21 protein-coding genes and 1 pseudogene are annotated in these 24,733 nt (G+C 60.1%); 7 read left to right on the forward strand and 15 right to left on the reverse strand.

What is annotated here, in order from left to right; translation table 11 throughout:
• Positions 1-367 precede the first annotated feature (367 nt).
• From HMPREF3155_RS01930 to HMPREF3155_RS13210, 3 genes and pseudogenes are all read left to right on the forward strand, one after another.
• A complete protein-coding gene (locus tag HMPREF3155_RS01930; RefSeq protein WP_005530797.1) occupies positions 368-727 on the forward strand; it encodes a Cd(II)/Pb(II)-sensing metalloregulatory transcriptional regulator CmtR in 360 nt (119 codons plus the stop codon).
• Complete coding sequence (locus HMPREF3155_RS01935; RefSeq protein ID WP_070432454.1) at positions 724-2,616, forward strand: heavy metal translocating P-type ATPase; 1,893 nt, start codon at positions 724-726, stop codon at positions 2,614-2,616. The genes HMPREF3155_RS01930 and HMPREF3155_RS01935 overlap by 4 nt, the downstream gene beginning before the upstream one ends.
• Before the next feature lie 311 nt (positions 2,617-2,927).
• Positions 2,928-3,050: pseudogene (locus HMPREF3155_RS13210) on the forward strand (IS3 family transposase); the annotation flags it as partial.
• A 133-nt stretch (positions 3,051-3,183) separates the two neighbouring features.
• On the opposite strand, the gene HMPREF3155_RS01940 reads toward HMPREF3155_RS13210, so the two are convergent.
• The 7 genes from HMPREF3155_RS01940 to HMPREF3155_RS01970 form a co-directional block, all read right to left on the reverse strand.
• Positions 3,184-3,918, reverse strand: a complete 735-nt coding sequence (locus HMPREF3155_RS01940) for an ATP-binding cassette domain-containing protein (protein WP_052750540.1) — start codon at positions 3,916-3,918, stop codon at positions 3,184-3,186.
• Positions 3,905-5,689, reverse strand: coding sequence for a hypothetical protein (locus HMPREF3155_RS01945; RefSeq protein ID WP_246817641.1), 1,785 nt, complete (start codon positions 5,687-5,689; stop codon positions 3,905-3,907). Before HMPREF3155_RS01945 ends, HMPREF3155_RS01940 begins: the two co-directional genes overlap by 14 nt.
• 227 nt (positions 5,690-5,916) lie before the next feature.
• The gene (locus tag HMPREF3155_RS01950) at positions 5,917-6,201 is read right to left on the reverse strand and encodes a lactococcin 972 family bacteriocin (protein ID WP_046646499.1); all 285 of its coding nucleotides are present in this window, start codon (positions 6,199-6,201) and stop codon (positions 5,917-5,919) included.
• Positions 6,202-6,707: 506 nt separating this feature from the next.
• On the reverse strand, positions 6,708-8,099 hold the full coding sequence (locus HMPREF3155_RS01955; protein ID WP_246817794.1) for a recombinase family protein: 1,392 nt from the start codon (positions 8,097-8,099) through the stop codon (positions 6,708-6,710).
• Positions 8,100-8,374: 275 nt separating this feature from the next.
• On the reverse strand, positions 8,375-9,163 hold the full coding sequence (locus HMPREF3155_RS01960; RefSeq protein WP_062036587.1) for a zeta toxin family protein: 789 nt from the start codon (positions 9,161-9,163) through the stop codon (positions 8,375-8,377).
• 3 nt (positions 9,164-9,166) lie between these two features.
• Positions 9,167-9,430 (reverse strand): hypothetical protein, encoded by a 264-nt coding sequence (locus tag HMPREF3155_RS01965; protein WP_005530783.1) that lies wholly within the window; start codon positions 9,428-9,430, stop codon positions 9,167-9,169.
• 30 nt (positions 9,431-9,460) lie between these two features.
• Positions 9,461-10,870, reverse strand: coding sequence for an aldehyde dehydrogenase family protein (locus HMPREF3155_RS01970; RefSeq protein ID WP_070432456.1), 1,410 nt, complete (start codon positions 10,868-10,870; stop codon positions 9,461-9,463).
• Positions 10,871-10,994: 124 nt separating this feature from the next.
• Between HMPREF3155_RS01970 and HMPREF3155_RS01975 the strand changes: the two genes are divergently transcribed.
• Together HMPREF3155_RS01975 and HMPREF3155_RS13370 are read left to right on the forward strand one after the other, a co-directional pair.
• Positions 10,995-11,927, forward strand: a complete 933-nt coding sequence (locus HMPREF3155_RS01975) for an AraC-like ligand-binding domain-containing protein (RefSeq protein ID WP_070432457.1) — start codon at positions 10,995-10,997, stop codon at positions 11,925-11,927.
• 461 nt (positions 11,928-12,388) lie between these two features.
• Positions 12,389-12,511, forward strand: coding sequence for a hypothetical protein (locus HMPREF3155_RS13370; RefSeq protein ID WP_256374613.1), 123 nt, complete (start codon positions 12,389-12,391; stop codon positions 12,509-12,511).
• Positions 12,512-12,544: 33 nt separating this feature from the next.
• Here HMPREF3155_RS13370 and HMPREF3155_RS01980 read toward each other — a convergent pair whose 3' ends face one another.
• The 7 genes from HMPREF3155_RS01980 to HMPREF3155_RS02010 form a co-directional block, all read right to left on the reverse strand.
• Positions 12,545-14,020 (reverse strand): NAD-dependent succinate-semialdehyde dehydrogenase, encoded by a 1,476-nt coding sequence (locus tag HMPREF3155_RS01980; protein ID WP_070432458.1) that lies wholly within the window; start codon positions 14,018-14,020, stop codon positions 12,545-12,547.
• 8 nt (positions 14,021-14,028) lie between these two features.
• Positions 14,029-14,808 (reverse strand): HpcH/HpaI aldolase family protein, encoded by a 780-nt coding sequence (locus tag HMPREF3155_RS01985; protein WP_070432459.1) that lies wholly within the window; start codon positions 14,806-14,808, stop codon positions 14,029-14,031.
• Positions 14,793-15,578: a 2-oxo-hept-4-ene-1,7-dioate hydratase gene (gene hpaH / locus HMPREF3155_RS01990; protein WP_061925411.1), complete on the reverse strand. Its 786-nt coding sequence runs from the start codon at positions 15,576-15,578 to the stop codon at positions 14,793-14,795. The genes HMPREF3155_RS01985 and hpaH overlap by 16 nt, the downstream gene beginning before the upstream one ends.
• 107 nt (positions 15,579-15,685) lie before the next feature.
• Positions 15,686-16,762 (reverse strand): 3,4-dihydroxyphenylacetate 2,3-dioxygenase, encoded by a 1,077-nt coding sequence (gene hpaD, locus HMPREF3155_RS01995; protein WP_061925414.1) that lies wholly within the window; start codon positions 16,760-16,762, stop codon positions 15,686-15,688.
• Between the two features lie 41 nt (positions 16,763-16,803).
• Positions 16,804-18,318: a 5-carboxymethyl-2-hydroxymuconate semialdehyde dehydrogenase gene (gene hpaE, locus HMPREF3155_RS02000; RefSeq protein WP_061925417.1), complete on the reverse strand. Its 1,515-nt coding sequence runs from the start codon at positions 18,316-18,318 to the stop codon at positions 16,804-16,806.
• A 31-nt stretch (positions 18,319-18,349) separates the two neighbouring features.
• Entirely contained in the window at positions 18,350-19,021 is a 672-nt protein-coding gene (locus HMPREF3155_RS02005) for a GntR family transcriptional regulator (protein ID WP_070432460.1), read from the reverse strand.
• A complete protein-coding gene (locus HMPREF3155_RS02010) occupies positions 19,018-20,496 on the reverse strand; it encodes a fumarylacetoacetate hydrolase family protein (RefSeq protein ID WP_070432461.1) in 1,479 nt (492 codons plus the stop codon). The genes HMPREF3155_RS02005 and HMPREF3155_RS02010 overlap by 4 nt, the downstream gene beginning before the upstream one ends.
• 124 nt (positions 20,497-20,620) lie before the next feature.
• Between HMPREF3155_RS02010 and HMPREF3155_RS02015 the strand changes: the two genes are divergently transcribed.
• Together HMPREF3155_RS02015 and HMPREF3155_RS02020 are read left to right on the forward strand one after the other, a co-directional pair.
• A complete protein-coding gene (locus tag HMPREF3155_RS02015; RefSeq protein WP_070432462.1) occupies positions 20,621-21,982 on the forward strand; it encodes an MFS transporter in 1,362 nt (453 codons plus the stop codon).
• Between the two features lie 156 nt (positions 21,983-22,138).
• Entirely contained in the window at positions 22,139-23,989 is a 1,851-nt protein-coding gene (locus HMPREF3155_RS02020; RefSeq protein WP_070432463.1) for an FAD-dependent monooxygenase, read from the forward strand.
• Positions 23,990-24,075: 86 nt separating this feature from the next.
• On the opposite strand, the gene HMPREF3155_RS02025 is transcribed toward HMPREF3155_RS02020, so the two are convergent.
• Entirely contained in the window at positions 24,076-24,717 is a 642-nt protein-coding gene (locus HMPREF3155_RS02025; protein ID WP_070432464.1) for a hypothetical protein, read from the reverse strand.
• Positions 24,718-24,733: the final 16 nt, after the last annotated feature.

Below are 24,733 nucleotides of genomic sequence, written 5' to 3' on the forward strand. Positions count from 1 at the left end.
TTCACCCTATCCCCCATAACGCGAAGCATCAATAACGCTACACGTTAAATTTGAACTCCACGGTATGTTGTTGCAAAGTTACTTTCTCGTTAGCCTGCAACAATCAGAAAACTGCAATTACGTCAGCACACAGAGAACATATGGGCGCATGGAAACACGTAAAGGTTTTGCGGGATGGCGTAGACGTCAACGTGAAGATTCTGAGAACCTCGCCGCCCACGTCGCTCCCGCGTTAGGTGGCAGCCGAACCACAAAGGATCAGTCATCTTCTATCCCATCGACTAATTCCTGCAGGTCGCCGGACCTTCGCGCAACCGTCAGTTCAGTGCATTTTGAATAGTTCAGCGCACGTTGTATTGTTCAGTACATGCTGACTATTGCTTCACGCCTCGACGTCATGAACCGGCTCGGCCGGGCCATGGCTGATCCGACGCGTTCCCGAATCCTGATGACCCTACTCGACGGTCCGGGCTACCCGGCAGAGATTTCGCAAAGCTTGGATCTGACGCGCTCGAACGTCTCGAACCACCTGTCCTGCCTACGCGATTGCGGCATCGTCGTCGCTGAGCCGGAGGGCCGTAAGACCCGCTACGAAATTGCCGATCCGCACCTCGCGGCGGCGCTCGAAGCGCTGGTCAACGCGACGCTGGCCGTCGACGAGAATGCCCCCTGCATCGACACTGAGTGCTCGGTGCCCGGCTGCGGCGAGAAAGGAACGGACGCATGAGTTCAGCATGTGGATGCGAACACGAACCCGCCACGGAGATCGAAGAGCTCGATCGGCCATGGTGGAAGGACCCCGAGCTACTGCTACCGATCTTCTCCGGCGTAGCCCTCATTACAGGACTGGCGCTGGACTGGTCCGACTTGGAGACGCCCGCAACGGTACTGTATTGGCTTGGCCTGCTGTTGGGCGCTTACACGTTCGCACCTGGAGCAATCCGGAACCTTGTCACGAAGCGCAAGCTCGGCATTGGCTTGCTTATGACGATCAGCGCTGTCGGCGCGGTGATCCTTGGTTTCGTCGGAGAGGCCGCGGCGCTGGCGTTCCTGTACTCGATCGCCGAGGCGCTTGAAGACAAGGCGATGGACCGGGCCCAAGGCGGACTGCGGGCACTGTTGAAGCTGGTACCGCAAACCGCGACCGTCCTGCGCGACGGTACGACGGCCGAGGTCGCTGCGAAGGACCTTGAGGTTGGCGAGCTAATGGTCGTACGCCCCGGGGAGCGGATCGCCACGGACGGCATCATTCGGTCCGGACGCTCCAGCCTTGACACCTCAGCGATCACCGGAGAATCCATTCCGGAGGAGGTTGCGCCCGGCGACGAGGTACCCGCGGGAGCGATCAACTCCGCCGGTGTGCTGGAGGTCGAGACGACCGCAGCTGGAACGGACAACTCGCTGACCACACTCGTCGACCTCGTCGAGCAGGCGCAGGCGGAGAAGGGCGACCGCGCCCGGATCGCCGACCGAATTGCCCAACCCCTCGTGCCCGGGGTGATGATCCTGGCAGTGCTGGTCGGTGTGATTGGCTCGCTGCTGGGCGACCCCGAGACGTGGATCACCCGTGCGCTGGTGGTCCTGGTCGCAGCGTCGCCGTGCGCGCTGGCAATCTCCGTGCCGCTGACGGTCGTGGCCGCGATCGGCGCGGCCAGCCAGTTCGGAGTAGTCATCAAGTCCGGCGCGGCGTTCGAGCGACTCGGCGGCATCCGTCACCTAGCGGTAGACAAGACCGGAACCCTTACCCGCAACCAGCCCGAGGTTACCGGAGTAGTCCCGGCAGACGGATTCGATCGGGCACAGGTGCTTTCCTTCGCGGCGGCGGTTGAGCAGCAATCGACGCACCCCCTCGCCGCGGCGATCGTGGCAGCGGAGCCCGACGCGCCCACCGCCTTGGATATCAGCGAGGAAGCCGGTCATGGCATCGGCGGCACCGTCGAAGGCCGACGGGTGCTGGTCGGCAGCCCCCGATGGATCGACGCCGGGCCACTGAAGGCGGACGTTGAGCGCATGGAGTCCGAAGGCCAGACCTGCGTCCTAGTCACCGTCGATGACGCTCTCGCCGGGGCGATCGGGGTGCGCGACGAGTTGCGGCCCGAGGTGCCCGATGCCGTGCAGTCCCTGCACGACAACGACGTGGAAGTGAGCATGCTCACCGGCGATAACACTCGCACCGCTCGGGCGCTGGCTGAAATCGCCGGAATCGACGACGTGCGCGCCGAGCTGCGACCGGAGGACAAGGCAAGCATCGTCGCCGAACTCTCCTCCAAGACGCCGACGGCGATGATCGGCGACGGCATCAACGACGCGCCGGCACTGGCGGGCGCAACGGTGGGCATTGCGATGGGAGCAACCGGCTCTGACGCCGCGATCGAGTCCGCTGACGTCGCCTTCACTGGCCACGACCTCCGGCTGATCCCGCAGGCGCTGCAGCACGCCCGCCGAGGCAGCAGGATCATCAACCAAAACATCGTGCTGTCTCTGGCCATCATCATCGTGTTGATGCCACTGGCGATCAGCGGTGTACTGGGCCTGGCCGCCGTCGTCTTGGTACACGAAGTAGCCGAAGTCATCGTGATCTTGAACGGCCTGCGGGCTGCACGAGCGAAACGCTGAGGCTGTAACCGGCAAGTCTTATAAGGGTTAAACCACGCGCCGAACGCACACACACGTTGGACCAGGCGAGTCATTCGAGTTCACCACCTGGTCCTTCTCGATGCGTGCAGGCACGGGAACTGTGGGTGAACCTAATAGTTCAACGGCCCGATAACGCTTGCAGATTCTTCACACGAGGTAGCGGAATGGACCGAGGCCGAACGAAAACCGGAGTTAGAGACAGCGCTCTTCAACATACCCCCAATAACGCGAAACGTCATTAACGCCTCGCGTTACACGTTGAACTTGAACTCGACCACTTCGACATCAGTCGCCAAGAAGTCTTCCGGTGGTGCATGCGCTACAACACCCGCAGACAGCACTCCTGGTGCAACTTTCTAGCCCCCAATGACTTCGAAGCACTCACATCAGCTACACTGACCCAAGCAGCATAGCTAACCCCCGACGTGTCTACTTTCCGGGGGTCAGGCCCGTGCTCGACAACCCCAGCGGACTCAACGCCCACGCCAGCGTCGCGGACCATGCGGCCGGGTACCGGAAGGTGGCCAAGGCCGCGGGCATCGCGATTTAATCCCGCGCAGAGCCGGAGACTGTGACCTGGCGATCATTGATGCGCAAGGTGTTGTCAGCGGCAGCAATAACTGCGGCATCGTGCGTGGCGGCCAGAACGAGTGCGCCCCCGTCCGCAGCTCGCCGCAGGAGCGCGATAACTTGGTCGCGGTTTGTGGGGTCGAGGGAGGCGGTCGGCTCGTCAGCGAACACATAAGCCGCGCCGCGGAGCAGGGCTCGGGCGATGGCCAGCCGCTGCTGCTCGCCTCCGCTGAGAATAGCTGCCGGCCCGTCGAAGGGGACATCAAGACCGACTTCGCCGAGGGAGTGCAGCAATTCTTCTTTGGAGTATTGCTTCCTGGATAGCCCGAGGGTGAGGTTATCTTCGCAGCTTAGTTCGGGAATGATTCCGTGGTCTTGGTGGATTATCGCTGCGCGTTCTCGCCAGAACCTCCGCCTCCGCTTCATCTTCCACGCGGAGGCATTCTCGCCGTCTATCCGGAGGAGGCCGTCCGCCGGCGGCAGGAGCCCGGCCAAGGTGTTGAGCAGCAAAGTCTTTCCGGAACCGCTGGCCCCACAGATGGCGACAAAGCCTGGCCCGGGTAGGGAAAACGTTGCATTTTCCACGAGGGACTTCTTCACCGTCCGCGTGCTGCGTCCCGCAGAATAGGTCGATTCCGCGGCGAGACAGAGATGAGAGGTGGAAATCTCCGGCGGCAGAGTGGGGGACTGATTGGGGCTAGCCAATGACATTGTGACTCCTAGGGGAGGCGGACATGTGCTGAGAAATACTGAGACGGACAAAACCGAGGTAGACGATTAAGACAAGGCAGCTTAGCGCGGTGAAGGTGTAGAGGAACGGGTTGGGAAGCAGTAGCGGAGCCAGGACGGACAATATGACGACAACTGTCAGGCTGACCAGTTGGCTTTTGAATAGTCGCCACATCGTTTTGTCCGGTGATTGCCCAGCGCTGTGGAGGAGTACCAGGAGGCGACGGTGAACTCGGAGCTGGATGCGCGCCTGGACTATCAAGGCCGCAAGCGTGGCGAGCAAAGCTCCGAGGGCGCTCAGGATACTCAGCCAGAACAGCGCCGTGCTGGCTACTAGTTCGGCCAGACCGCGATCGGCCGCGTGTACCGGGTACACGTAGCCTTCGAGGCCGGCAGCGGTAAGTTCTGGACCCAGTTCCGAGAAATCCGCGAAGAGCAAATTTTTACTCGAAGCTGTGGAGCTTAGGAAGTCTGCGTCGAAGCCGGATAGATCGTCCGTTTCAAGCACGTAAAAACAATCGCCGGGAACCAGTTCCCCCGACATTGTTCCACTAATGAATCCGACCGCATGATCGGCACTGACCGGACCAATTTGCGCAGATTTAAGGAGCAGGTCGCCGGATTCCTGAGCCCACAGATCCACGGAAGCTGCGAAATGCTCTTGGGCTGCGGAATAGTCGACCGAGTGGTTGTCGTCTCCGGGACGGAACTGATAATCCTGCAGATCGTGCCATTGGCGGTTGGCAAGTGCCACGGGGCAGGAGTCCGGCACACCGGTAGCTTCTTTCGGCAAAGTATGGCTGAGGACAGCCCCGTGCTCCCGTTCCCAGCTGAGCGCGAAGTCGCGGAAGTTCTGCTGCACACTGGGCGGCAAGAGCTCGCCTCCTTCCACGCGGCCAGCAGGGCCGTCGAAGTTGGCTGAAAAATGCAAGGCTCCAAACTCCGCGAGAGATTTCCAGGTCTGCTGGGCCTCGGATTCCTGCTGGTAGGAGCGGAGCGCAGCCGCTGAGCTAAGACCCGCTGCTACAAAGGTCACGCAGGTAAAGACCGAAATTACTTTCAGCGCTTTTCCCGCCGCCTTCTCTGCGGGGGCACGCTGCCCCAGCAGCGCTACTGCGCGGCGCAACAATGGGGCGGTGACGGCTACGGCCAAACCGGTGGTAGCCAGGGCCAAGCCTATCCCGGCGGCGTAGAACCTGAGGAACAGGAGGGCAAAAGAATAGCTCCCTTGGCGGGCGAGGAATGTACTCGCAAGGCCAATGAGAACTAGGTGCGGGAGGATGACAAAGGTCCATTGCCGCGAATTGCCTTTTTGACTGCGGTGCCCTCCATTTATTGTGCGCAGCGCTGCCAATCTAAGACCGGAAACCCGAAGAACAAATACCAGGGCAAAAAGGGAAACGACAAATAGAAACAGGATCGCCACCAACGCGGGCAGGCGGAATACGACCGATTGGATGAGGTGAAGGAACTGCGTCTTTTCGCTTAGCCTGAGCCCGTCATTCCTGGCCGATTCGTAGAAGTGGTTCGCATTGCCACCCGTTGCTTTGGGAACCAAGACGTAGTCACCGTGGTAATCCAGCGACCCAAGCTCACTGGCCGCTTGGCTCAAGGCATCCGGCCGGTTGAGCCGGGGAATGCGTTCCGGTGCTGGATAACTTTCCTCCAGCGGGATGAAAACCTCGTGGGAAGTCCCGCTTGCGTCATCGGTGCCAGTCAGCCGGTAGATGGAGTAGCCGTTCTGCTCGGCCAATGAAACCAGTGAGTTACGGATTACCGTCGGTGCGTAGTCTGACTCAAGTTCCTCCGCGAGTGAAGTCTTAGGCTCGACGTAGTCAAGACTAAAGGTTGATTCGACCCCTAAGGACAAGGGCTTGGTGGAGTCAACCAGGGCTGTCAGCAGCCACCCAGTAGTCGCGATGACTGCAGCAAGAAGTAGGCTCAAAAGCCCAAGTACTAGGGGTCGAATACGCATGAGTTCTAGCAGAAGTTGTAGTAGTAGCTGTCCTTAGTGCCCGGCAAATTCGTTGCCCAAAGCTCGGCGATCGACTTCTGGCCGCCGCGGGTGTCGATGCTTTGTTGCCTTCTGTCGTTGACGATCACAGTCGAAGTATGGCACCGATTCACGGTGAAATAAGAACGCGCCTTAGCGTCCCAGAATCCGTACTCCCAGGTACCGCCACCTGCAGGGTAGCGAACTTTCCGGCCGACAGATGCCCAGTAGGTTGTGAAGGCTGGTGCTGCCTCGCCGAGTAGCTCGGCCATCACACCGGAAGCAAAGCCTCCCTTGGCGCCGTGGTCTTGGAATTCTTCTGCGGAAGCAACGGCTGAGTTAGATACGGAAACGCTCAGAGCAGAGGCAATCAGCAGCGCTGCAAACTGCCGAGTGCGCTTTTTTGGGGGTCATAACAGTCTCCTTTGAGAGAGGAAATGAGGCGGGATTGCCTCAAAAGGAAGGCTACCCTAAGTGAATATAAATGGGAATAGAACCAGTTTTCTAATTTTATTGGTACTTTTCACGGGCCTTAGGCTCGGGAGGGCGGTGGTTGTCCTTGGTCCGCTATGTCTTGGATTCACCCCGTACGGAGTGGGGTTGCCCGCAACACGCCCTTTCGTCCTTGCTCTCTTCTGACGTCATCCTCGCCAACGTCAGCTGCGCGAAACTCCTGCCTAGTTTCGCACGCCGCAAGCGCACGGTGTCGTGCGCTTGCTTAGGCCGCCCCTAAGGCGCAGCACATGCGCGCGATTGTTGATGTGCCACACACTGCAACCTAGTTCCACACGATCTGCACCGATTCAGGGTTGAAGGTCTTGGTGCCGCGCACGCCACGGCGCAGGCGCACCTGGCACAGGGTGTTAATGACTCGACGCTGCACGGCAAGCTCTGCGTTGTCGAAGGCGTCCACGGGCGAGGCGTAGCCGGTTGTGTCGAGCAGCGCCGATGCGCCAGCAAGGCGGGCACGGCGCGTTTCGAGTTTCTCGATCTGCGGCTCATAACGGTTTCGCGCGCGCTTGAGGTCACGGGCCTCGATAAGCTCCTCGTCGTAGTCAGCCTGGACGCGGGCGAGCTTTGCGCGAAGCTCAGCGAGTTCGTCGTCGATGGCGTCGACCTCGTCGTCATCCGCAGTTGGCAACAGGTCTGCTAGGTCGTCACGGCCAAGGCGGGCGCGGATCACGGCGAGCACAAAATCATCGACGCTATGAGTGCGCACTAAGCCACAGGCCGCGCAGCGGTAGCGGTCGGCATGCGTGTGCACGGGGTTGCCGCACTCGTCGCAGACATACAGGCCCGAGCCAAGATGGCGGCGAGTGTTCCGGCGCTCCTTGTTTGTCAGCCGGTCGGGATCATCGAGCACGTTTTGCACACGCCACCACAGATCGGGTGTGACGATCGGCTCCCACTGCCCTTTCACCGGCTCGCCGGTATCGGGGTCGCGGACGATATGCGTGACACGGCGGTATTTGTTCTTCACGCCTTTGCGCTTGGCCTTCTTATACGTGGAGTAGCCGGCATACACGGGGTTGCGCAGGATCGAGTGCAACGACGTGTAGGCCCAGGGCTGCGCGTCGGGAACCGACTTTTCTTCCTGGCCAGCAGCGCGACGGCGTGCGTTGCGCTCTGTGACCACGGTGTGCATATGGCGCGGCGTGGTCGGAATGTCCGGCAAGCCCGGTTGATCGACCCCAGATAAGGCGCGTGCGATATCGCGCATGGAGTTGCCCCTCTCGACAGCGCGGAACATACCGAGCACGGCGGCAGCTTCGGATGGGATGATCTCGCCGGTGGAGGTGTAGCCGATCGGGCGCACACCGCCGGAGTACCAGCGGCCCTGCTCGGCGCGCTGCTGTTGCGCACGGGATTGGCGCATGCTTTTGCGTTCGATCTCGCCGCGCGCCACGGCTGCTTTGATACGCGCGTACATTCTGCCGCCGTCGGTGGCAAGGTCAGCATCACCGTTCGCGGTGACGAGTTTCAGCCCCTGCTCTTCCGCCCTGTCGATCCACTCTTCGAGCTGCGCGGGCTGTCGTGTGAGGCGGTCGAGGTCCCAGCAAATGATCGCGTCGATCTCGCCGCGCTCAAAGGACGCCACCATCGCGTCGTAGTCGGGACGGTCCACGTCCTTCTTTGATGCAGAGATCGATTGATCGACGTAGGTATGCACGACGTCCCAGCCGCGTTACTCGGCGAGGGCTTCGCAGTCCTGACGCTGCCGGTCGATGGCGAGGCCGTCCATGGCAGCATCTAACGAGATACGGAGGTAAATAGCAGCACGTGTAGTCATACGCTATTCATAGCGCATTTAGGTTACATTGAAACGAAACTCCACGCAGACGACATCCTCAGCCTGCTCGACCTCGCAGACCGCTAGCTCGCCAGCAGCCGCTTTGACACGAAGCTCTCACCGCCTACCGGGCGCGCAGTTCCACGGGCACAGCCTTAAAGTTTGCGGATACGCTCTGCATCAGCCACGAGGTTTTGCGTGAGCTTCTCCGCTTCAAGGCCACTCAAGTCGCAGCTGTCGAAGCGGGCCAGCCAATCAGCACGAATGGCGGGGGAGTCGAACCAGGTTGCGCGCTCGGCTTCAATATCCTCGATACCGCTCAAGGTGCGGCCGTCGCGGGTGCGGATCTCGAGGTCGTCGACAAGCGGGGCAATCGCTTGAAGCCCTGGGACGATGGCCTTAAAGCCCGACGTATGGGAAACCTCATTGGTCCAGCGCGGGTAGCGGCTCACGCGCTGCGCCTCCAGGTAGCGCTGGACGACACCGAGCCTGGAGACCTCCTGCGCCACCGCCAAGCCCACGACCCTCACGCGGAAACCCGCGGAGCGAAACTTGGCTATCTCTCCTGCGATGAATTCCGGGTTGGACAGCGTGTTCTCAATGATGAGGGAGTGCCCGTGCTGCCGGCCATACTCAATCAGCGAGGACATCCAATAGGGCACCGGACCATTGGTGAGCACGTCCATGCGCAGGGGGTCGCGCTCCATGATCTCGTCGAGGGCGGGGTGCAGCTTCCGAACCTCATCGGAATCAAGGACCGCGTGACCATTCTTTACAGATTCAATAGCCGTTGATTTGCCTGACGCTGGCTGCCCCGCCACATAAATGACTTCTGGAACAGACGGACTGTGAGCATTCGATCGGCCAAAGTAGCTGGCTTGCAGAGTCTTTAGCCGTTGCTCCATAACTTGTGGATCAACGGGGAAATCAGCGGCGGAAAGCATAAGCTATGCCGCTTTGTGCTCGGAGGAGAGGGCTTCAAGCCGCTGCGCAAAGAGAGCCGCAGCGGCGCGGATGGCTTCAATGTCGGTTGAATCAACACCACTGACTATGTCCTCTACCAGCCAATTCTGACGAATCCACCATTGTGATTCAACATCGTTGCCTGCTTCAGCGGCCCGAGTGAGGTAGGCAGCTTTCAGCGAGGACGCAACCTCCTTCATTGCGTCGAAGGCTGCGTACTCGATCTCCGGGACGTTGGCGGTGCTCATGGCGCTTAGAATAGCAGCGCCACGGCGGTTTTAGCCGTTGATAATCTGCGGGTAGGCCAGGCCCTTGAGGCCCTCGGTGCCAAACTCCACGCCGTAGCCGGAGGACTTGATGCCGCCGAACGGCACGCGCGGATCTACGGCACCGTGGCTGTTGATCCACGTGGTGCCAGCCTCCAGCTGCGCGGCAACTTCCAGAGCGCGCTCACGGTTGGAGGACCACACGGAAGAGCCCAAGCCCACGTCAAGCTTGTTGGCCTGCTCGATGGCCCAATCCAGGTCTGTGTACTTCACAATCGGCAGTGCCGGGCCGAACTGCTCCTCGACGACCAGCGCGTTATCCGGGTCGATGTCCGCCACCAGGGTGGTGGGGTAGAAGTAGCCCGGCGCGTCATAGTCCGGGTCACCGCCCAGCAGCACGCGGGCGCCGGAGTCCTTGGCGGCGTTGACGAGCTTGTCCACGATGTCGAACTGCTGCTTGTTCTGCAGCGGGCCGAGCACGTTTTCTTCTTCCAAGCCCACACCCATCGGCGAGGCCTTGGCTACCTCGACGAGGGCTTCGCAGACGGCATCGTAAAGCGATTCCGGCACGTACAGGCGCTTCATTGCCGCGCAGGTCTGTCCAGTGTTGATGAACGCGCCCCAGAAAAGGTCGCCGGCGATGGCGGCTGGGTCGGCGTCGTCAAGCACGATGCCCGCATCGTTACCGCCGAGCTCAAGGGTGAGGCGCTGCAGGTTCGCGGCAGAGGACTCGACGATCTTCTTGCCGGTCGCAGTGGAGCCAGTGAACATGATCTTGTCGATGTCCGCGTGAGTGGTCAGTGCTGCGCCTACCGCGCCGTCGCCGGTGACAACCTGCAGGACGCCTTCCGGAAGCACGGAATTAAAGACCTTGATGAGCGCCAGGACGGACAGCGGGGTGTACTCGGAAGGCTTAACCACCACGGCATTACCCATGCGTAGGGCCGGGGCAATCTGCCAAATGGTGATCATCATCGGCCAGTTCCACGGGCCAATCGCACCGACGACGCCGAGCGGACGGTAGTGCACGGTCGCGGTGATGTCATCATCGACAGCGGTGTAATCAGGGGACTCGAAGGACGCCGTCGCGCGCAGCCACGCGGAGCACGCACCAACCTCGAAGCGAGCATTCGGGCCGTTCAGCGGCTTGCCCTGCTCGCGGGAGAGCAGCTCCACCAGTGGCTCCGCGGAAGCCTCAATGGCGTCCGCAGCCTTGAGCAGGAGGTCACAGCGCTCAGAGTCGCTGAGCTTTGCAAAGGACTTCTGCGCGTGAACCGCGCGCTCGACCGCCGCATTGAGCTCCTCAACACTGCCTTCAGGTGCGACGCCCACAACCTCTTCGGTGGCTGGGTTGATGATTTCTACGCCATCCTCAGCGCTAACAGCTGCGAGAAGATCTTCATACGTGGCGAACTGCGACATTTATTCTCCTTAGTCGAGGTGTGCAAAGTTTTGACTATTGTTACCCACAACACATATTGCCGCTTGACTTTAAGTGCACAAAGCTTGTTCAAAAGTGTGCTTGAGGTCACTGTATAGTACTTATATGCCCAACTCTTCCTCGCACTATGACCTCGCGGCCTGGCGCGCGGCGTCTTCGGAGACCTTCGGCAAGCTGGAGGTTCACGCACCCGAGGCGAGCACCTTTTGGGCCCAGCTCACCAGCACCAGGGTGGGGGAGGTCTCCCTCTTTGACATGCACACCGCGCCCCATTCGGTAAAAAGGGAAAACGCAGCGCTTGCCGACGCCCCCTTTTGCAAGCTCAGCCTTCAACTTTCCGGCCGCTCCACCATGGCTCAAAATGGCCGAACCTGCGAGCTTCATCCCGGTGACTTAGCACTGTATGTCACTCAACGACCTTATGTTCTTGAATATCCCGTCGAGCAGCACACTCTTATCGTTCACTTTCCAGAGAGCCTACTTAGCCTCACACCGGCGCAGATTCAGCAGCTAACTGCGAGCCCAGTTTCACGTGATCATGGCTTGGGCAAGGTGGCAGTGCCGCTTTTCGAGCAGCTGGCCGATAACCTCGACGTGCTCGAAGGCCCGCACGCCCCGGCCCTTGTTCACTCCGCCTTGAACATGTTGGTCACAGTGTTCTCTTCTGAAATCGACACCGCCTCTGACTCGAAGAATTTGTTATTCAACCAGGCCACCTCATATATCGAGCAGCATTTGGGTGATGCAGAACTTTCCCCAAGCAGTATCGCCACGGCGCTTTTCGTATCCGTGCGTCATCTCCATTCCCGCTTCGCCGCACAAGGCCTATCAGTAGGCTCCTATATCCGCAGCCGCCGACTAGAGAAAGTACGGGAGGAGCTAACAAACCCCTTAAATGCCAAGGAACCCATTGGCACCATCGCCGCGCGCTACGGCCTGCACGATCCTTCGCACTTATCACGGGTATTCAAAGCTGAATTCGGACTTTCTCCGAGTTCCTTTCGCAGCCAAGCACTAGCTCCAAAACCGCGAGCCTGAGTGCATTCCATGCCGGCTGTGGCCATTTGTGCTTTCCTTATGTCTTTCTCTTCTCGTTCCCTCATCAGCGTTCTCACCTGCGCAACCCTGCTTGATGGCTGCGGCGATGATTCTTCTTCGAGCATGAAGCCTGTGTTCAAGGCACCTTCCTCCACGGCACAGCAGTCCAGCGTCCAAACCGCTACTCAAGCTGATGCGGCCAGCCCCTCGCCGGAAACGACAACACGCGAGGAATCTTCGAGTCCAGAGGAAACTACTTCTTCAGTAGCGCTTGTATCGCCGGAGGTGCCGGCTGATGTTCGCGCAAAGATTTGGAATGGCGGCGCCGTTCCAAAACTTGGTTTCACCAAGGCGGGCTTGCTGAGCGAAGGAAAGTTTGTGGACAGCTCAATCGGCCCAGGCGGCCCCAGCGCTGAGCTGGTGGGCTTTAACGAGGCCTCGCGCCACTACCCGAGACCACCGTGGATAACTTCCGCGCCTTCCAGGGCGACATTGACGGCGATGGAGAGGTTGAAGTTCTTGCAACCATCATGTCCACCGGTGGCGGCACTGGCTGTTCCTACGAGACGGTGGTCTTCAATTAGGCTGCGGCGCAAGCCCCTGGATCAAACGCCCAGTTACGCGCCCGCATAAGGATTGCGCACACCGATGTACTGCAGCGAGGTGTACTCCTCGATGCCCTCGGCGCCGCCCTCGCGGCCCATGCCGGACTGCTTGACGCCACCGAATGGGGCAGCGGCATTAGAGATGACGCCGGCGTTAAACCCCATGAGGCCGAACTCTAGGCCATCGCCCAGGCGCCACATACGGTCGGAGTCTTCCGTGAACACATAGGAGGCCAGGCCATACTCGGTGTCGTTGGCCAGTTCGATGGCCTCGGCTTCATCGCTGAAGGTGAGGATCGGCGCAACCGGTCCGAAGATCTCCTCCTGCGCCACGCGTGATTCACGTGAAACATTGGTCAGGACGGTCGGCTCGTAGAAGTAGCCAGCACCCTCACCACGGCTGCCGCCGACGAGGACTTTGGCACCCTTGGCGACGGCGTCTTCGACGAGCGCGGCGACGTTGTCCTGAGCCTTCTTCTCAATGAGCGGCCCACAGGTAACGCCCTCATCCATGCCGTTGCCCACCTTGAGCTCAGAGATCTTGGCTGCAAACTTCTGGGCGAACTCTTCGGCCACGGACTCGTGCACAATAAAGCGATTAGCTGCGGTGCAGGCCTCACCAATGTTGCGCATCTTCGCGCCCATCGCACCCGCTACAGCTTGATCCAAGTCTGCGTCCTCGAAGACGACGAACGGCGCGTTGCCACCGAGCTCCATGGAGGTGCGCAGAACGTTGTCCGCAGCAGCCTTCAACAAGGTCTTACCCACCGGAGTAGAGCCAGTAAAAGACACCTTGCGCAGGCGCGAGTCAGCCATGACCGGCTCAGAAATGGCGGAAGCGGACTTACCCGCCACGACGTTCAGAACGCCCTCCGGAAGACCTGCGTCAATCATGGTCTGGGCGAAGTACTGAGCGGTCAGCGGAGTCAGCTTCGCTGGCTTGAGCACCATGGTGCAGCCCGCAGCAACCGCCGGCGCAACCTTGCGGGTAGCCATGGCGAGTGGGAAATTCCACGGGGTGATAAGCAGGCACGGGCCCACCGGCTTACGGCGGGTCACCATCTGAAGGGTGCCCTCCGGTGCAGGCAAGCTGCGGCCATAGTCACGCACGGCTTCCTCAGAGAACCAGCGCAGGTACTCCGCACCGTAAGTGACCTCACCGTAGGCCTCAGCCAGAGGCTTGCCCATTTCCAAGGTCATCAACGCAGCGAATTCATCCTTGCGCTCGGTAACAAGCTCGAAGGCACGACGCAGAATGTTAGAACGCTCGCGCGGGGTTGTGCGCGCCCACTCGTCCTGGACGGCACAGGCGGCATCCAGCGCGGCCACGGCATCCTTCGAGTTACTCGAAGCCAATGTGGCTAGTACCTCGCCGGTGGCGGGATTCTCTACGTCGAAGGTCTCACCTGACGCAGCATCGCGCCACTGCCCGTTAATCAGCAAGCCGGTCGGAACCTTGGCCAACAGTTGCTCAACATTGATGGTCATAAAAGTTGCTAACCTTTCTTCGAGAATTTGTCCGCCAGCGTACGCGCCGCACCGGACAACAGCTGGACATCAGCTCCTACCAGCGCGAACGACGCACCTGCGTCGAGATAACGCTGCGCCTGCTCCAGATTGAAAGCGTTGACGCCCACCGGCTTGTCCGCGGCACGAACCGCATCGAAAGTACGCTGCACAGCGTCCAGCACGTCTGGATGAGCCTGCTGGCCCAGCAGCCCCATTGAGGCCGCCAGATCCGATGGGCCGACAAATACTTGGTCAACACCATCGACGGCCGCGATCTCCGCCGCGTTCTCCACAGCGGTGAAGGACTCAATCTGCACGGTTAGGCTGACGGTCTCAGCGGCCTTCTGCAAATACCCCTCCACACCATTCCAGCGGGAAGAACGAGCCAACGCACTGCCGACGCCGCGCACACCGCGCGGTGGGTAATACATTGCCGCTACAGCCTTCTCGGCCTCGGCTGCAGTATCGACCATCGGCACCATCAGATTCTGGGCACCAACATCTAGGTATTGCTTGATAAGTGCGGTGTCATTAACCGGAACACGCACCATGCGGGTTGGCCCATACGCATCCGTGGCCCGCAGCAATTCTGCGATGGTCTCCAAGCTATAAGGGGAGTGCTCACCATCAATGAGCAGCCAATCGAAACCGGCGGAAGCAACAATCTCCGCCGCCACCTGGGAGCCGGAGCAGATCCAGGCGCCGATCAAGGGGGCGTCGTCAAGCGCGCGCGTGAAGGTTGGCGGAAGTTCTACTGGAATCGGCATGTGATTGCTCCCAACTTTCCATAATCGGCGTGGACCGTATCGCCCGGCTCCACCCACATCGGCTTTGTGAAGGAACCGGCGAGGATGATGTCGCCCTTCTTCAAAGTGTCGCCGTGCGCATGCAGCTTGTTCGCCAGCCAGGCGACGCCCATCGCCGGATGGTTGAGCACCGCCGCGGCGACGCCGGTGTCTTCGATGGATTCATTGCGATAGAGGAGGGCGGAGACCCAACGGAGGTCAACGTCTTCGGGACGGACTGGGTTGCCGCCATAAACCATCGCACCGAGCGCCGCATTGTCAGAGATGGTGTCCACGATGGTCCGGCCCTTCATCTCAATACGGGAGGAGAGGATCTCCAAGGCTGGCACCACGTAATCGGTCGCGCGGAGCACGTCAAAGATGCTGCAGTTAGGCCCCGCCAGGTCCTCCTTGAGAACGAAGGCAAGCTCCACCTCGATGCGCACATTCGAGAACTGCGCGTGCTCGATAATGGAACCGTTCTCATAAACCTGGTCCGCAAAGATGGCACCGTAATCCGGTTCGGTAATGCCGGTTGCCTCCTGCATTACCTTGGAGGTCAAGCCAATCTTGCGGCCAACGAGGCGTCGCCCACCGGCGATGCCGCGCTTTACCCATTCACCCTGGATGGCATAAGAATCCTCCACACCCATGTCCGGGAAACGAGTGCTCAGCAGAGGAATCATCGTGCGGTCGCGCTCGGCCTGCGCCAGCTCATCCGCGATGGCTATATGTTGCTTGCTATCTAACATTGTCGCATTCCTTAGTTCGTTGTTTCACGTGAAACATGCAGAAAAGCTGGACCGCATTTCTGGGTTTTAATCAACCTTGAAATCACAGTCCAGCATCCATGAGAGCTTTAGAGCTGGTTGCCGAGCTTGAACTCGCCCTGCTTCCACTCCGGCATCTCCTCGGAATCTTCCTTGCGGGTGTAGGAGAAGCCATCCGCGCCGATGGTCTGCGCCATCTCGGACTCATCGGTGCGCTCGACCAGCGGAACCGGATTACCATCGAGGTCGAGGACGGTGGAGCCGTCGCGGTACCAAGAAGGAACAACCGGGGTACCCCACCAGTCGCGACGCTGATTGTCGTGGACGTCCCAGGTGACAACCGGGTTGTCTGGGTCGCCGGTGTAGTAATCCTGGGTGTAAATCTCCACGCGGTGACCATCCGGGTCACGCAAGTAGAGGTAGTAGGCATTGGAAACGCCATGACGGCCTGGGCCACGCTCGATAGCGTCAGACTCGCGGAGAGCGCCAAGCTTGTCGCAGATGGCGATGATGTTGTGCTTCTCGTGGGTAGCGAACGCGATGTGGTGCATGCGCGGGCCGTCACCACCAGTCATTGCAGTGTCGTGGACGGTCGGCTTACGGCGCATCCATGCGGCATAGACGGTGCCCTGCTCATCGCGGATATCCTCAGTGATGCGGAAGCCAAGATCCTCCATGTAATCCACGGCCTTCGGAACATCCGGGGTGATCTGATTGAAGTGATCCAAGCGAACCAACGCGCCCGGGATATGAGCGTCATAGCTCCACGCCAGACGCTCGCGGTGCTCTACCTCGTAGAAGAACTCGTATGGGAAACCGAGCGGATCCTGCACACGAACGGAATCGCCGACGCCCTTGACAAAGCCGTCCTTGTTTCGGCGAACCTCGCAGCCGCGAGCCTTGTAAAACTCCTCAGCACGGTCCAGATCTTCTGGGCTACGCACGCGGTAAGAGAAGGCCGCCACTGCCGGAACAGGCCCCTTGCGCAGCACCAGGTTGTGGTGGATGAACTCCTCATAGGTGCGCAGGTAGATTGCATTGTCATCTTCCTCGGTCACGACGAGGCCTAAGGTATCCACGTAGAACTTACGGGAAGCCTCAAGATCGGTAACAACGATCTCCATGTAGGCGCAACGCAGGATATCCGGTGCTTGAACGTTGGTCATGATGTGCTCCTTGGGTGAAAACTAGGTGAGAGAAAAAGGATTTAGTCCTGCTTGCCGAAGACCGGATTGTGAACCTTGTCGAGGTTGATGTGGACTGCCTGCTGGTCGGTGTAGAAGTCGATGGAACGGTAGCCACCCTCATGACCCAGGCCGGAAGCCTTCACGCCGCCGAATGGGGTACGCAGGTCGCGGACGTTATTCGAGTTGAGCCAGACCATGCCGGCCTCCACATTCTGTGCGAAGTTGTGCGCACGCTTGAGGTCGGAGGTCCAGACATATGCGGCCAGACCGTACTTGGTGTTGTTGGCCAGCTCGAGCGCTTCCTCGTCGGTGTCGAACGGGGTGATGGCAACGACCGGGCCGAAGATTTCTTCCTGGAAGATGCGGGCGGATGGGTCGACGTCAACGAAGACGGTCGGCTGCACAAAGTTGCCCTCTTCGAAGCCCTCTGGGCGCTCGCCGCCGGCGGCCAGCTTGGCTTCCTGCTTGCCAATCTCAATGTACGAGGTGACCTTCTCGTAGTGCTCTGGGTGAACCAGGGCGCCAACCTCGGTCTTCGGATCGGAAGGCAGGCCCACCTTTACGCGCTTGGCGACGGCGGTGTAGCGCTCAACGAACTCATCGTAAATGTCGCGCTGAACCAGGATGCGGGAGCCGGCGGTGCAGCGCTCGCCGTTCAGGGAGAACACGCCGAAGATGCAGGCGTCGATTGCGGTGTCGAGGTCCGCGTCGGAGAAGACGATGGCAGGGGACTTGCCGCCCAGCTCCATCGACAGACCCTTCAGGTGCGGTGCCGCGTTCCCGAAGATGATCTGACCGGTGCGGGACTCGCCGGTAAAGGAGATCAGCGGGACGTCTGGGTGCTTGACCAGTGGGTCGCCCGCGTAGCCTTCCTCGCCGAAGCCGTTGACTAGGTTGAAGACGCCCTTCGGGAGGCCAGCCTCCTCAAAGATGCCTGCCCACAGCTGTGCGGAAAGCGGGGTGAACTCGGCAGGCTTCAGGACAACGGAGTTACCGGTGGCGATAGCAGGAGCGAGCTTCCAGGACTCCAGCATGAAAGGAGTGTTCCACGGGGTGATAAGACCTGCGACGCCGATTGGCTTGCGGTTGACGTAGTTGATCTGGCGGCCCGGAACCTTGTAGGCGTCGTCGGCCTGCGCAACGATGAGGTCAGCGAAGAAGCGGAAGTTCTCCGCCGCGCGCTTGGCCTGGCCATTGGCCTGGGTGATGGGCAGGCCGGAGTCGAAGGACTCCCAAGCAGCCAGCTTGTCTGCGCGGGTCTCGACGATGTCTGCGATTTTGTTGAGGACGCGAGCGCGCTCGCGGGGGAGAGCCTTGGACCACTCGCCGCGCTCAAAGGCAGCCTTGGCGGCAGCAACGGCCTTGTCGATGTCGGCCGGCTTGCCGGAGGCGGCCTTGATGTAGTTCTGGTTGGTTACCGGATCGAGTACGTCGAACTCGTCGCCGTCGATGGAGGAAACGAACTCACCATCGATGTAGTGGAGGATCTTCTCTGGCAGGTCGTTTGGCTTCGCGGCGTCGTTGTTGATGCTCATGGCTTTAGGGTTCTCCTTTAAGTCTGGGTATCTAGGTTGCGTTTGCAGTGTCTGTTTCGGCGTTTTTTGCCCGATAGCTCCGAGAGGTTTGCAAGCGGTGTTCCCGTGCAACCTTTTCCACGTATGCTTCCTCGGCGCCGATCTCGATGAGGGTGATTAGCTTTTCGTGTTCTTCCACCGAGTCCAACGCTCGCTCTGGGATGTAGCGGAAGGTCGAAACGCGGTGATATTCCAGTTGGTCCCATTGCCCGTAAACCAGCTTTACAAGCCTTTCGTTGGGACACTTGGCAAAGAGCACGCTATGAAATTCTTTGTTGAGCTTGGTGAACTCGTCTGGGTCGTGGGTGACATCAAGCTCCCGCATCTGCTGATTAAGCTCCCGCGCCTTAGCGACGTCCGCGGCTTCGAGGAAAGGAGCGGACTGGGCGGTTGCCCGGGCCTCGAGTGTGGCCACGATCTCCATGGATTCGTAGTAAGCCTCGCGGTTGTGGGTGGTTACTCGCGCGCCCACATTGCGCTCGTAGGTAACCAGCCCTTCGGCCTCGAGCTGCCTGATGGCCTCGCGCACCGGCACGACGCTGACATCGAGTTCTTCCGCAATTGTTGTAAGAACCAAGCGGTGGCCTGGCTCGTATCCGCGGGTGCGGATCTGCTGGCTTATCCAGTTATATGCCTGTTGGGATTTGCTCTCCGCGAGGCTCATTGACCACCCCCATTCTTGAAGGCGAGGTAGGCCTCCTTGTTGGCGCCCTTTGGCGGGAACATCCCGTCGAGGCTTGCGCCGGCCTTGACCTGCTCGGCCACCCACTCATCCTCGTGCTCCTTGGCAAGCGCAGCGTCTGCTACCTCCTCAGCCAACTCGCGCGGGATGACGATGACGCCGTCGTCATCGCCGACGATGATGTCTCCCGGGATAACGGTGGCGTTGCCACAGGAAACAGCAATGTCGCTATCCCACGGAACGTGCTTGCGGCCGAGCACGCATGGGTGTGCGCCTTGGGTGAAGACGGGCAGGCCGATCTCACGGACCGCCTCGTAGTCGCGCACACCGCCATCGGTGACAACACCGGCCGCGCCGCGGGTCTTCGCGCGCAGTGCAAGAATGTCGCCCAGGGTGCCAGACCCCGGCTCTTGGCGAGCCTCGATGACGATTACTTCGCCTTCCTTCACGGTGTCGAAGACTTTCTTCTGCTCGTTGAAGCCGCCGCCGTGGCTCTTGAAGAGATCTTCGCGCCCGGCAACGAAGCGCAGGGTGCGGGCGACGCCCACCATTTTGGTGCCCGGAGTCTGTGGATAGACACCTTCGATGACGGATTGGTTGATGCCGCGATTTCGTAACTGTGCCGAAAGTCCGGCGGTGGGCGCCTCCTCCAATTTCCGCTTCAATTCCGCGGAAAGTTCGGAAGAGGAGGAAGAGGCAAGCGGCGGAAGCCCAGCGGACTCACGGTCGCCGTAGGCATCCTCACGCTGCTTGTCATCGACATTCGGCAGGTTGCCCAGAGCCGAATCGAAGGAAGCCGGGATTTCTACGACTGCCGTCTTAAGACGTCCGGAGGTCTCGCCACCCGGTACGTCAACCTCGACCTCGACGACATCGCCGGGCTTGATCACGGTGGAGCCCGCCGGGGTGCCCGTCAGGATGATATCGCCAGTCTCCAAAGTCATGTGCTGGGAGAGGTCCGCGACAAATTGCGCGAGAGGGAAGATGAGGTCCTTCTCAGACGAGGTACCCTCCTGCGCCAGCTCGCCATTAACCCAGGTGCGCAGGCGCAACGAGGCGGGGTCGATCTTCTGGGCGTCGATAAGCATGGGCCCAATCGGCGTATAACCATCGCGGGACTTGGAACGGGTATTAGATCCCTTATCCTGCGCGCGATAATCATAAAGCCCCAGGTCATTGGAAGCAGTTACATAGGCGACATGACCCCAAGCCTCATCCAAGGTGACATTGCGAGCCGGCTTGCCAATGATGAGCGCAATCTCGCCTTCAAATGCCAACAGCTCAGTGCCCGCCGGACGCTCGACGACGCCGCCGGATTCCGCCAGGGTACTGGTCGCCTTCAGGAAGTAACTCGGGGTCTTGGGCCAGCGACCACGTTGAGCGGCACGGGACTCAAAAGCCACGTGCACGGCAATAATCTTGCCCGGTTTCTCAGGCAGGAATTGGGGTACAGCCATGAAAAATCCTTCTTTTCTCTCAAATGTTTGCCCAAATCGTATATTATCCCTACCAACGCCGCAAGTGGTTCAACTCACAATAAGTGGTTAGGTATACGACAAGCCACAACTTGAAAGGGAAAACATGTCGCAAGCAACTGCCGCTCCGACAATCACGACGGCCGAACGCCGCCGTGTTGTCGCCGCGACCACCATCGGTACCGCCATCGAGTGGTACGACTACTTCCTCTACGCCGCGGTAGCTGGCCTCGTATTCAACAAGCTCATGTTCGGCCCGCTGGAAGGCGGCCTGGCCACCATCATCTCCTTCCTTACGGTTGGCCTTTCCTTCCTCTTCCGCCCAATCGGCGCTTTCCTCGCCGGCCACTTCGCCGACCGCTTTGGCCGTCGCGTGGTTCTCATGGTCACCCTCTTTGCCATGGGCTGCGCCACCACGCTAATCGGCGTCCTGCCCACCTTCGATAGCGCTGGTGTTTGGGCGCCAATCCTGCTCATTGCCCTGCGCATCATCCAAGGAATTTCCGCAGGCGGCGAGTGGGGCAGTGCGGTGCTGATGGCGGTGGAGCACGCACCCGTCGATAAGCGCGGGCTCTATGGCGCCGGACCCCAGGTGGGCGTGCCGGCTGGCCTGCTGCTTTCTTCCGGAGTTCTTTCAATCATGAACACCATCGCGCCTGGCGGCGCCTTCATGGCCTGGGGTTGGCGTGTACCGTTCCTGCTTTCCTTCGTGCTGGTTTTGGTGGGTTATCTAATCCGCATGGGCGTTGACGAATCCCCAGTCTTCGAGGAAATCGCCGAGCGCCAAGAGGAAGAAACGCCACATCCTTTCGCCGTTCTGTTCAAGAAGTTTTTCCCGCTGGTCTTCACTGCGGCACTGGTTTTCGCAGGCAATGGCACCGTGGGCTACATGACCACGGGCGGCTACATCCAGAAGTATGCGACCGACCCGGACGGTCCGGTTGCGCTCGCGCGCGGCGACGTCCTGAATGCCGTCACGCTTTCCGCGTTTACCTGGGCACTTTTTACGTTGTTTGCCGGTGCCATCTCCGATCGAATTGGTCGCCGCGCGACTTATCTCATCGGCTTTATCGCTCAGGCGCTCGGCGCCGCAGCGCTTTTCCCTCTGGTTAACACTGGCGATCTCAAGCTGCTCTATCTGGCACTGACCTCGCTAACCTTTGGCCTGGGCCTGACCTACGGCGCCCAGTCCGCCATGTATGCCGAGCTTTTCCCGGCATCCATCCGCGCCACGGGCGTTTCCATCACCTACGCCCTCGGCTCGGTCCTAGGCGGAGCTTTCGCCCCGATGATTGCGGCTTCCCTGGTCGAAGCAACGGGCACCACCTTCGCGGTATCCGGCTATCTAGTCACGGCTTCGCTGGTTGGCCTCGTGTGCACCTTCATCCTCCGTGAGCGCAAGGGAATCCCTCTTGGCCCAGAGCACGAAGCCGCGCAAGCGCGCGGGCACTTCATCTTCAGCAAGTAATTCCCCACCGTTTCCACGCAAATCGAAATGCTCATTGTAGAAAATTGCGGCATCATATATGATTCCGCACATAGGACTTAGATCACACTCCCTTAATGCATTGAGTTAAGTCACCCGCATCCCATCCACTTCATCTCGGCCAACAAGGAGATCACAGTGCAGTTCCACCACAATGGTTATGTTTCCCAAGACCCCCGCGTCCTCGAGCCCGCAGGTTATGGCGTCGACCGCGCCAGCGAGCTGCCAGACACCATGGACGTCCTCATCGTGGGCTCCGGGCCCGCGGGCATGATCACGGCTGCACAGCTGGCGATGTTCCCGAGCGTCAACACTCGCATCATCGAGCGCCGCCCGCACCGCCTCATCCTGGGCCAGGCAGACGGCATCCAGTCCCGTTCCGTGGAGACTTTCCAGGCCTTCGGCTTTGCCAAGGAAATCACCGAAGAGGCCTACGAGATCACCGAGATGTCCTTCTGGAACCCGGATCCAGAAAACCGCGAGCACATTATCCGCGGCGCCCGCCCCGTCGATGACGAGGTTGGCATCTCTGAGTTCCCACACCTCATCGTTAACCAGGCCCGCGTTCTGGATTACTTCGCCCGCTTTGCCCACCGCGCCCCGGGCCGCATCGAACCAGACTATGGCTGGAAGTTCATCGAGCTCGAGGTAGGGGAGGGCGAATACCCCGTTGCCGTCAAGCTCGAAGATGAGAACGGCAATCCCCGCACGGTTCACGCCAAGTACGTCGTCGGCTCGGACGGCGCCAAGTCCCGCGTGCGCAAGTCCATCGGCCGTTCCTTAAACGGCGATCAGGCTAACCACGCGTGGGGCGTCATGGACGTCGTGGTCGATACCGACTTCCCAGATTGGCGCACCAAGTGTGCCATCCACTCCAAGGCTGGCTCGATCCTCCACATCCCGCGCGAGGGCGGCTACCTCTGCCGCATCTACGTCGACTTGGGCGTCGTCCCAGAAGGTGACAACGGCAAGATCCGCGAGACGCCAATCGAGAAGATCATTGAGAAGGCCAACGAGATCTACTCTCCTTATTTCATCGATGTGAAGATGGTGGCTTGGCACTCCGTCTACGAGGTAGGCCACCGCCTGGTCGATGCCTTTGATGACAACAACGATTCCCCGCGCGTCTTCCTCACCGGCGATGCTTGCCACACCCACTCCGCGAAGGCGGGCCAGGGTATGAACGTTTCCATGCAGGATGGTTTCAACATTGGCTGGAAGCTTGGCCACGTCTTGGATGGCCGCGCCCCGGTGGAGCTACTGAGCACCTACCATGGCGAGCGCCAGCCAGCCGCACAGAACCTCATCAACTTCGATAAGGAATGGTCCACCCTTATGGCCACCCCGCCGGAGGAGCTCGAGGATCCATGCGCGGTGGAGAAGTACTACGTCGCCGCCGAGGAATTCGCCGCCGGCATGATGACCCAGTACGAGGAGAACCTCATCGTCGGTGACACCCAGCATCAAGATCTCGCCACCGGCTTCCCGGTGGGCAAGCGTTTTAAGTCCTTTGAGGTTCTCCGCCGCTGCGACGCAGTTCAGCAGCACCTGGGCCACCAGCATTTCGCAGACGGCCGCTACCGCATCTACGCTTTTGCCGACGCCCCGAAGGCCGGCGAGGAATCCAAGTTCAGCGCCTGGGCCGAGCGGATGAAAGAGGTTCTGGCCAAGTTCACTCCCGCTGACGCCGACGAGAACACCTACTTCGACGTCAAGGCCATCTACCAGCAGACCAACCACCACGATTACGAGATCTTGGACGCCCCGCGTCTCTTCCGCCCGTTCAACGGCAAGTTCCATATCCCCAATTGGGAGAACGTATTCAACGCCCTGCCTGGCGAGCGCGACATCTTCGACGCCCGCGGAATCTCCCGCGAGGGCGCCGTTATCATCGTCCGTCCAGACCAATACGTCGGTGCGGTACTGCCGCTTGATAACGTCGCGGCGGTCGAGGCTTACTTCGACAAGGCGCTGTTGCCAACCAAGTAAGCAACGGCTCAAAAAGCAGCCACAAACAACGCCCCGCGTAGTGTTTCACGTGAAACACTACGCGGGGCGTTTAGCGTTAGCAGCGCCTAGGAGTGCTTAGCCAGGAGCGCTTCCAGACGCTCCGCGAGCGGCTGGCGGTTCAGCTCCGCTCCCTTCTCGCGGAGATCGGCAGCTTCAAATTCTGGAAGGACCTTATCCAAGACCTCGCTAGAAGATTCTTCTGGGTGCTTGAACGCGCGATAGAAAGCGGCACTCAATACGATTTGTTCCATCACCGCTATGGGCTTGCCCGGAGCATATTCCGGAGCATCCGGCTCAAAGTCCCAGACCTGGACCCAGTCGAGGCCGAAGAACTTGGGACAATTTCCTTCCACGATTTCGCGGGCGTAGTTGCGGGGAAGGGCAGCGCTACGGCGGCCCGGATCGAAGATGCCGAGGACTGGCTCGCCATCGTTCTCGCCAACCACGAGCCAATCGCTGCCGTGGTATTCCACCAGCGATTGGCCGAGCACGAGCTCAACCTCATCGACACTGAGATTCGGAGCGACCTCACGGGCGAAGGCGTCGACATATGGCGCTTGCCATGTCTTGTGCTTCTGCAGCTTCTCATCGTCGCCGTGAACTTCCATGAAACGCTTGAAGGTCTCGGCCGCTTCCTCACGGCGCTTGGCTAGTTGTTCCGAGTACTGTTCCTGAAGTGGTGCGAGTTTGGATTCAAGTGTGCCCATGGTCGCAACCGTACAT

Source organism: Corynebacterium sp. HMSC06D04 (assembly GCF_001807315.1).
Taxonomy (GTDB): Bacteria; Actinomycetota; Actinomycetes; order Mycobacteriales; family Mycobacteriaceae; genus Corynebacterium; species Corynebacterium simulans.

Bases quoted from the DNA above. Each gene is read 5' to 3' on its own strand.
- HMPREF3155_RS01930 (WP_005530797.1), top strand. From the start codon at position 368: ATGCTGACTATTGCTTCACGCCTCGACGTCATGAACCGGCTCGGCCGG.
- HMPREF3155_RS01935 (WP_070432454.1), top strand. From the start codon at position 724: ATGAGTTCAGCATGTGGATGCGAACACGAACCCGCCACGGAGATCGAA.
- HMPREF3155_RS01940 (WP_052750540.1), bottom strand. From the start codon at position 3,918: ATGTCATTGGCTAGCCCCAATCAGTCCCCCACTCTGCCGCCGGAGATT.
- HMPREF3155_RS01950 (WP_046646499.1), bottom strand. From the start codon at position 6,201: ATGGCCGAGCTACTCGGCGAGGCAGCACCAGCCTTCACAACCTACTGG.
- HMPREF3155_RS01960 (WP_062036587.1), bottom strand. From the start codon at position 9,163: ATGCTTTCCGCCGCTGATTTCCCCGTTGATCCACAAGTTATGGAGCAA.
- HMPREF3155_RS01965 (WP_005530783.1), bottom strand. From the start codon at position 9,430: ATGAGCACCGCCAACGTCCCGGAGATCGAGTACGCAGCCTTCGACGCA.
- HMPREF3155_RS01970 (WP_070432456.1), bottom strand. From the start codon at position 10,870: ATGTCGCAGTTCGCCACGTATGAAGATCTTCTCGCAGCTGTTAGCGCT.
- HMPREF3155_RS01975 (WP_070432457.1), top strand. From the start codon at position 10,995: ATGCCCAACTCTTCCTCGCACTATGACCTCGCGGCCTGGCGCGCGGCG.
- HMPREF3155_RS01980 (WP_070432458.1), bottom strand. From the start codon at position 14,020: ATGACCATCAATGTTGAGCAACTGTTGGCCAAGGTTCCGACCGGCTTG.
- HMPREF3155_RS01985 (WP_070432459.1), bottom strand. From the start codon at position 14,808: ATGCCGATTCCAGTAGAACTTCCGCCAACCTTCACGCGCGCGCTTGAC.
- hpaH (WP_061925411.1), bottom strand. From the start codon at position 15,578: ATGTTAGATAGCAAGCAACATATAGCCATCGCGGATGAGCTGGCGCAG.
- hpaD (WP_061925414.1), bottom strand. From the start codon at position 16,762: ATGACCAACGTTCAAGCACCGGATATCCTGCGTTGCGCCTACATGGAG.
- hpaE (WP_061925417.1), bottom strand. From the start codon at position 18,318: ATGAGCATCAACAACGACGCCGCGAAGCCAAACGACCTGCCAGAGAAG.
- HMPREF3155_RS02005 (WP_070432460.1), bottom strand. From the start codon at position 19,021: ATGAGCCTCGCGGAGAGCAAATCCCAACAGGCATATAACTGGATAAGC.
- HMPREF3155_RS02010 (WP_070432461.1), bottom strand. From the start codon at position 20,496: ATGGCTGTACCCCAATTCCTGCCTGAGAAACCGGGCAAGATTATTGCC.
- HMPREF3155_RS02015 (WP_070432462.1), top strand. From the start codon at position 20,621: ATGTCGCAAGCAACTGCCGCTCCGACAATCACGACGGCCGAACGCCGC.
- HMPREF3155_RS02025 (WP_070432464.1), bottom strand. From the start codon at position 24,717: ATGGGCACACTTGAATCCAAACTCGCACCACTTCAGGAACAGTACTCG.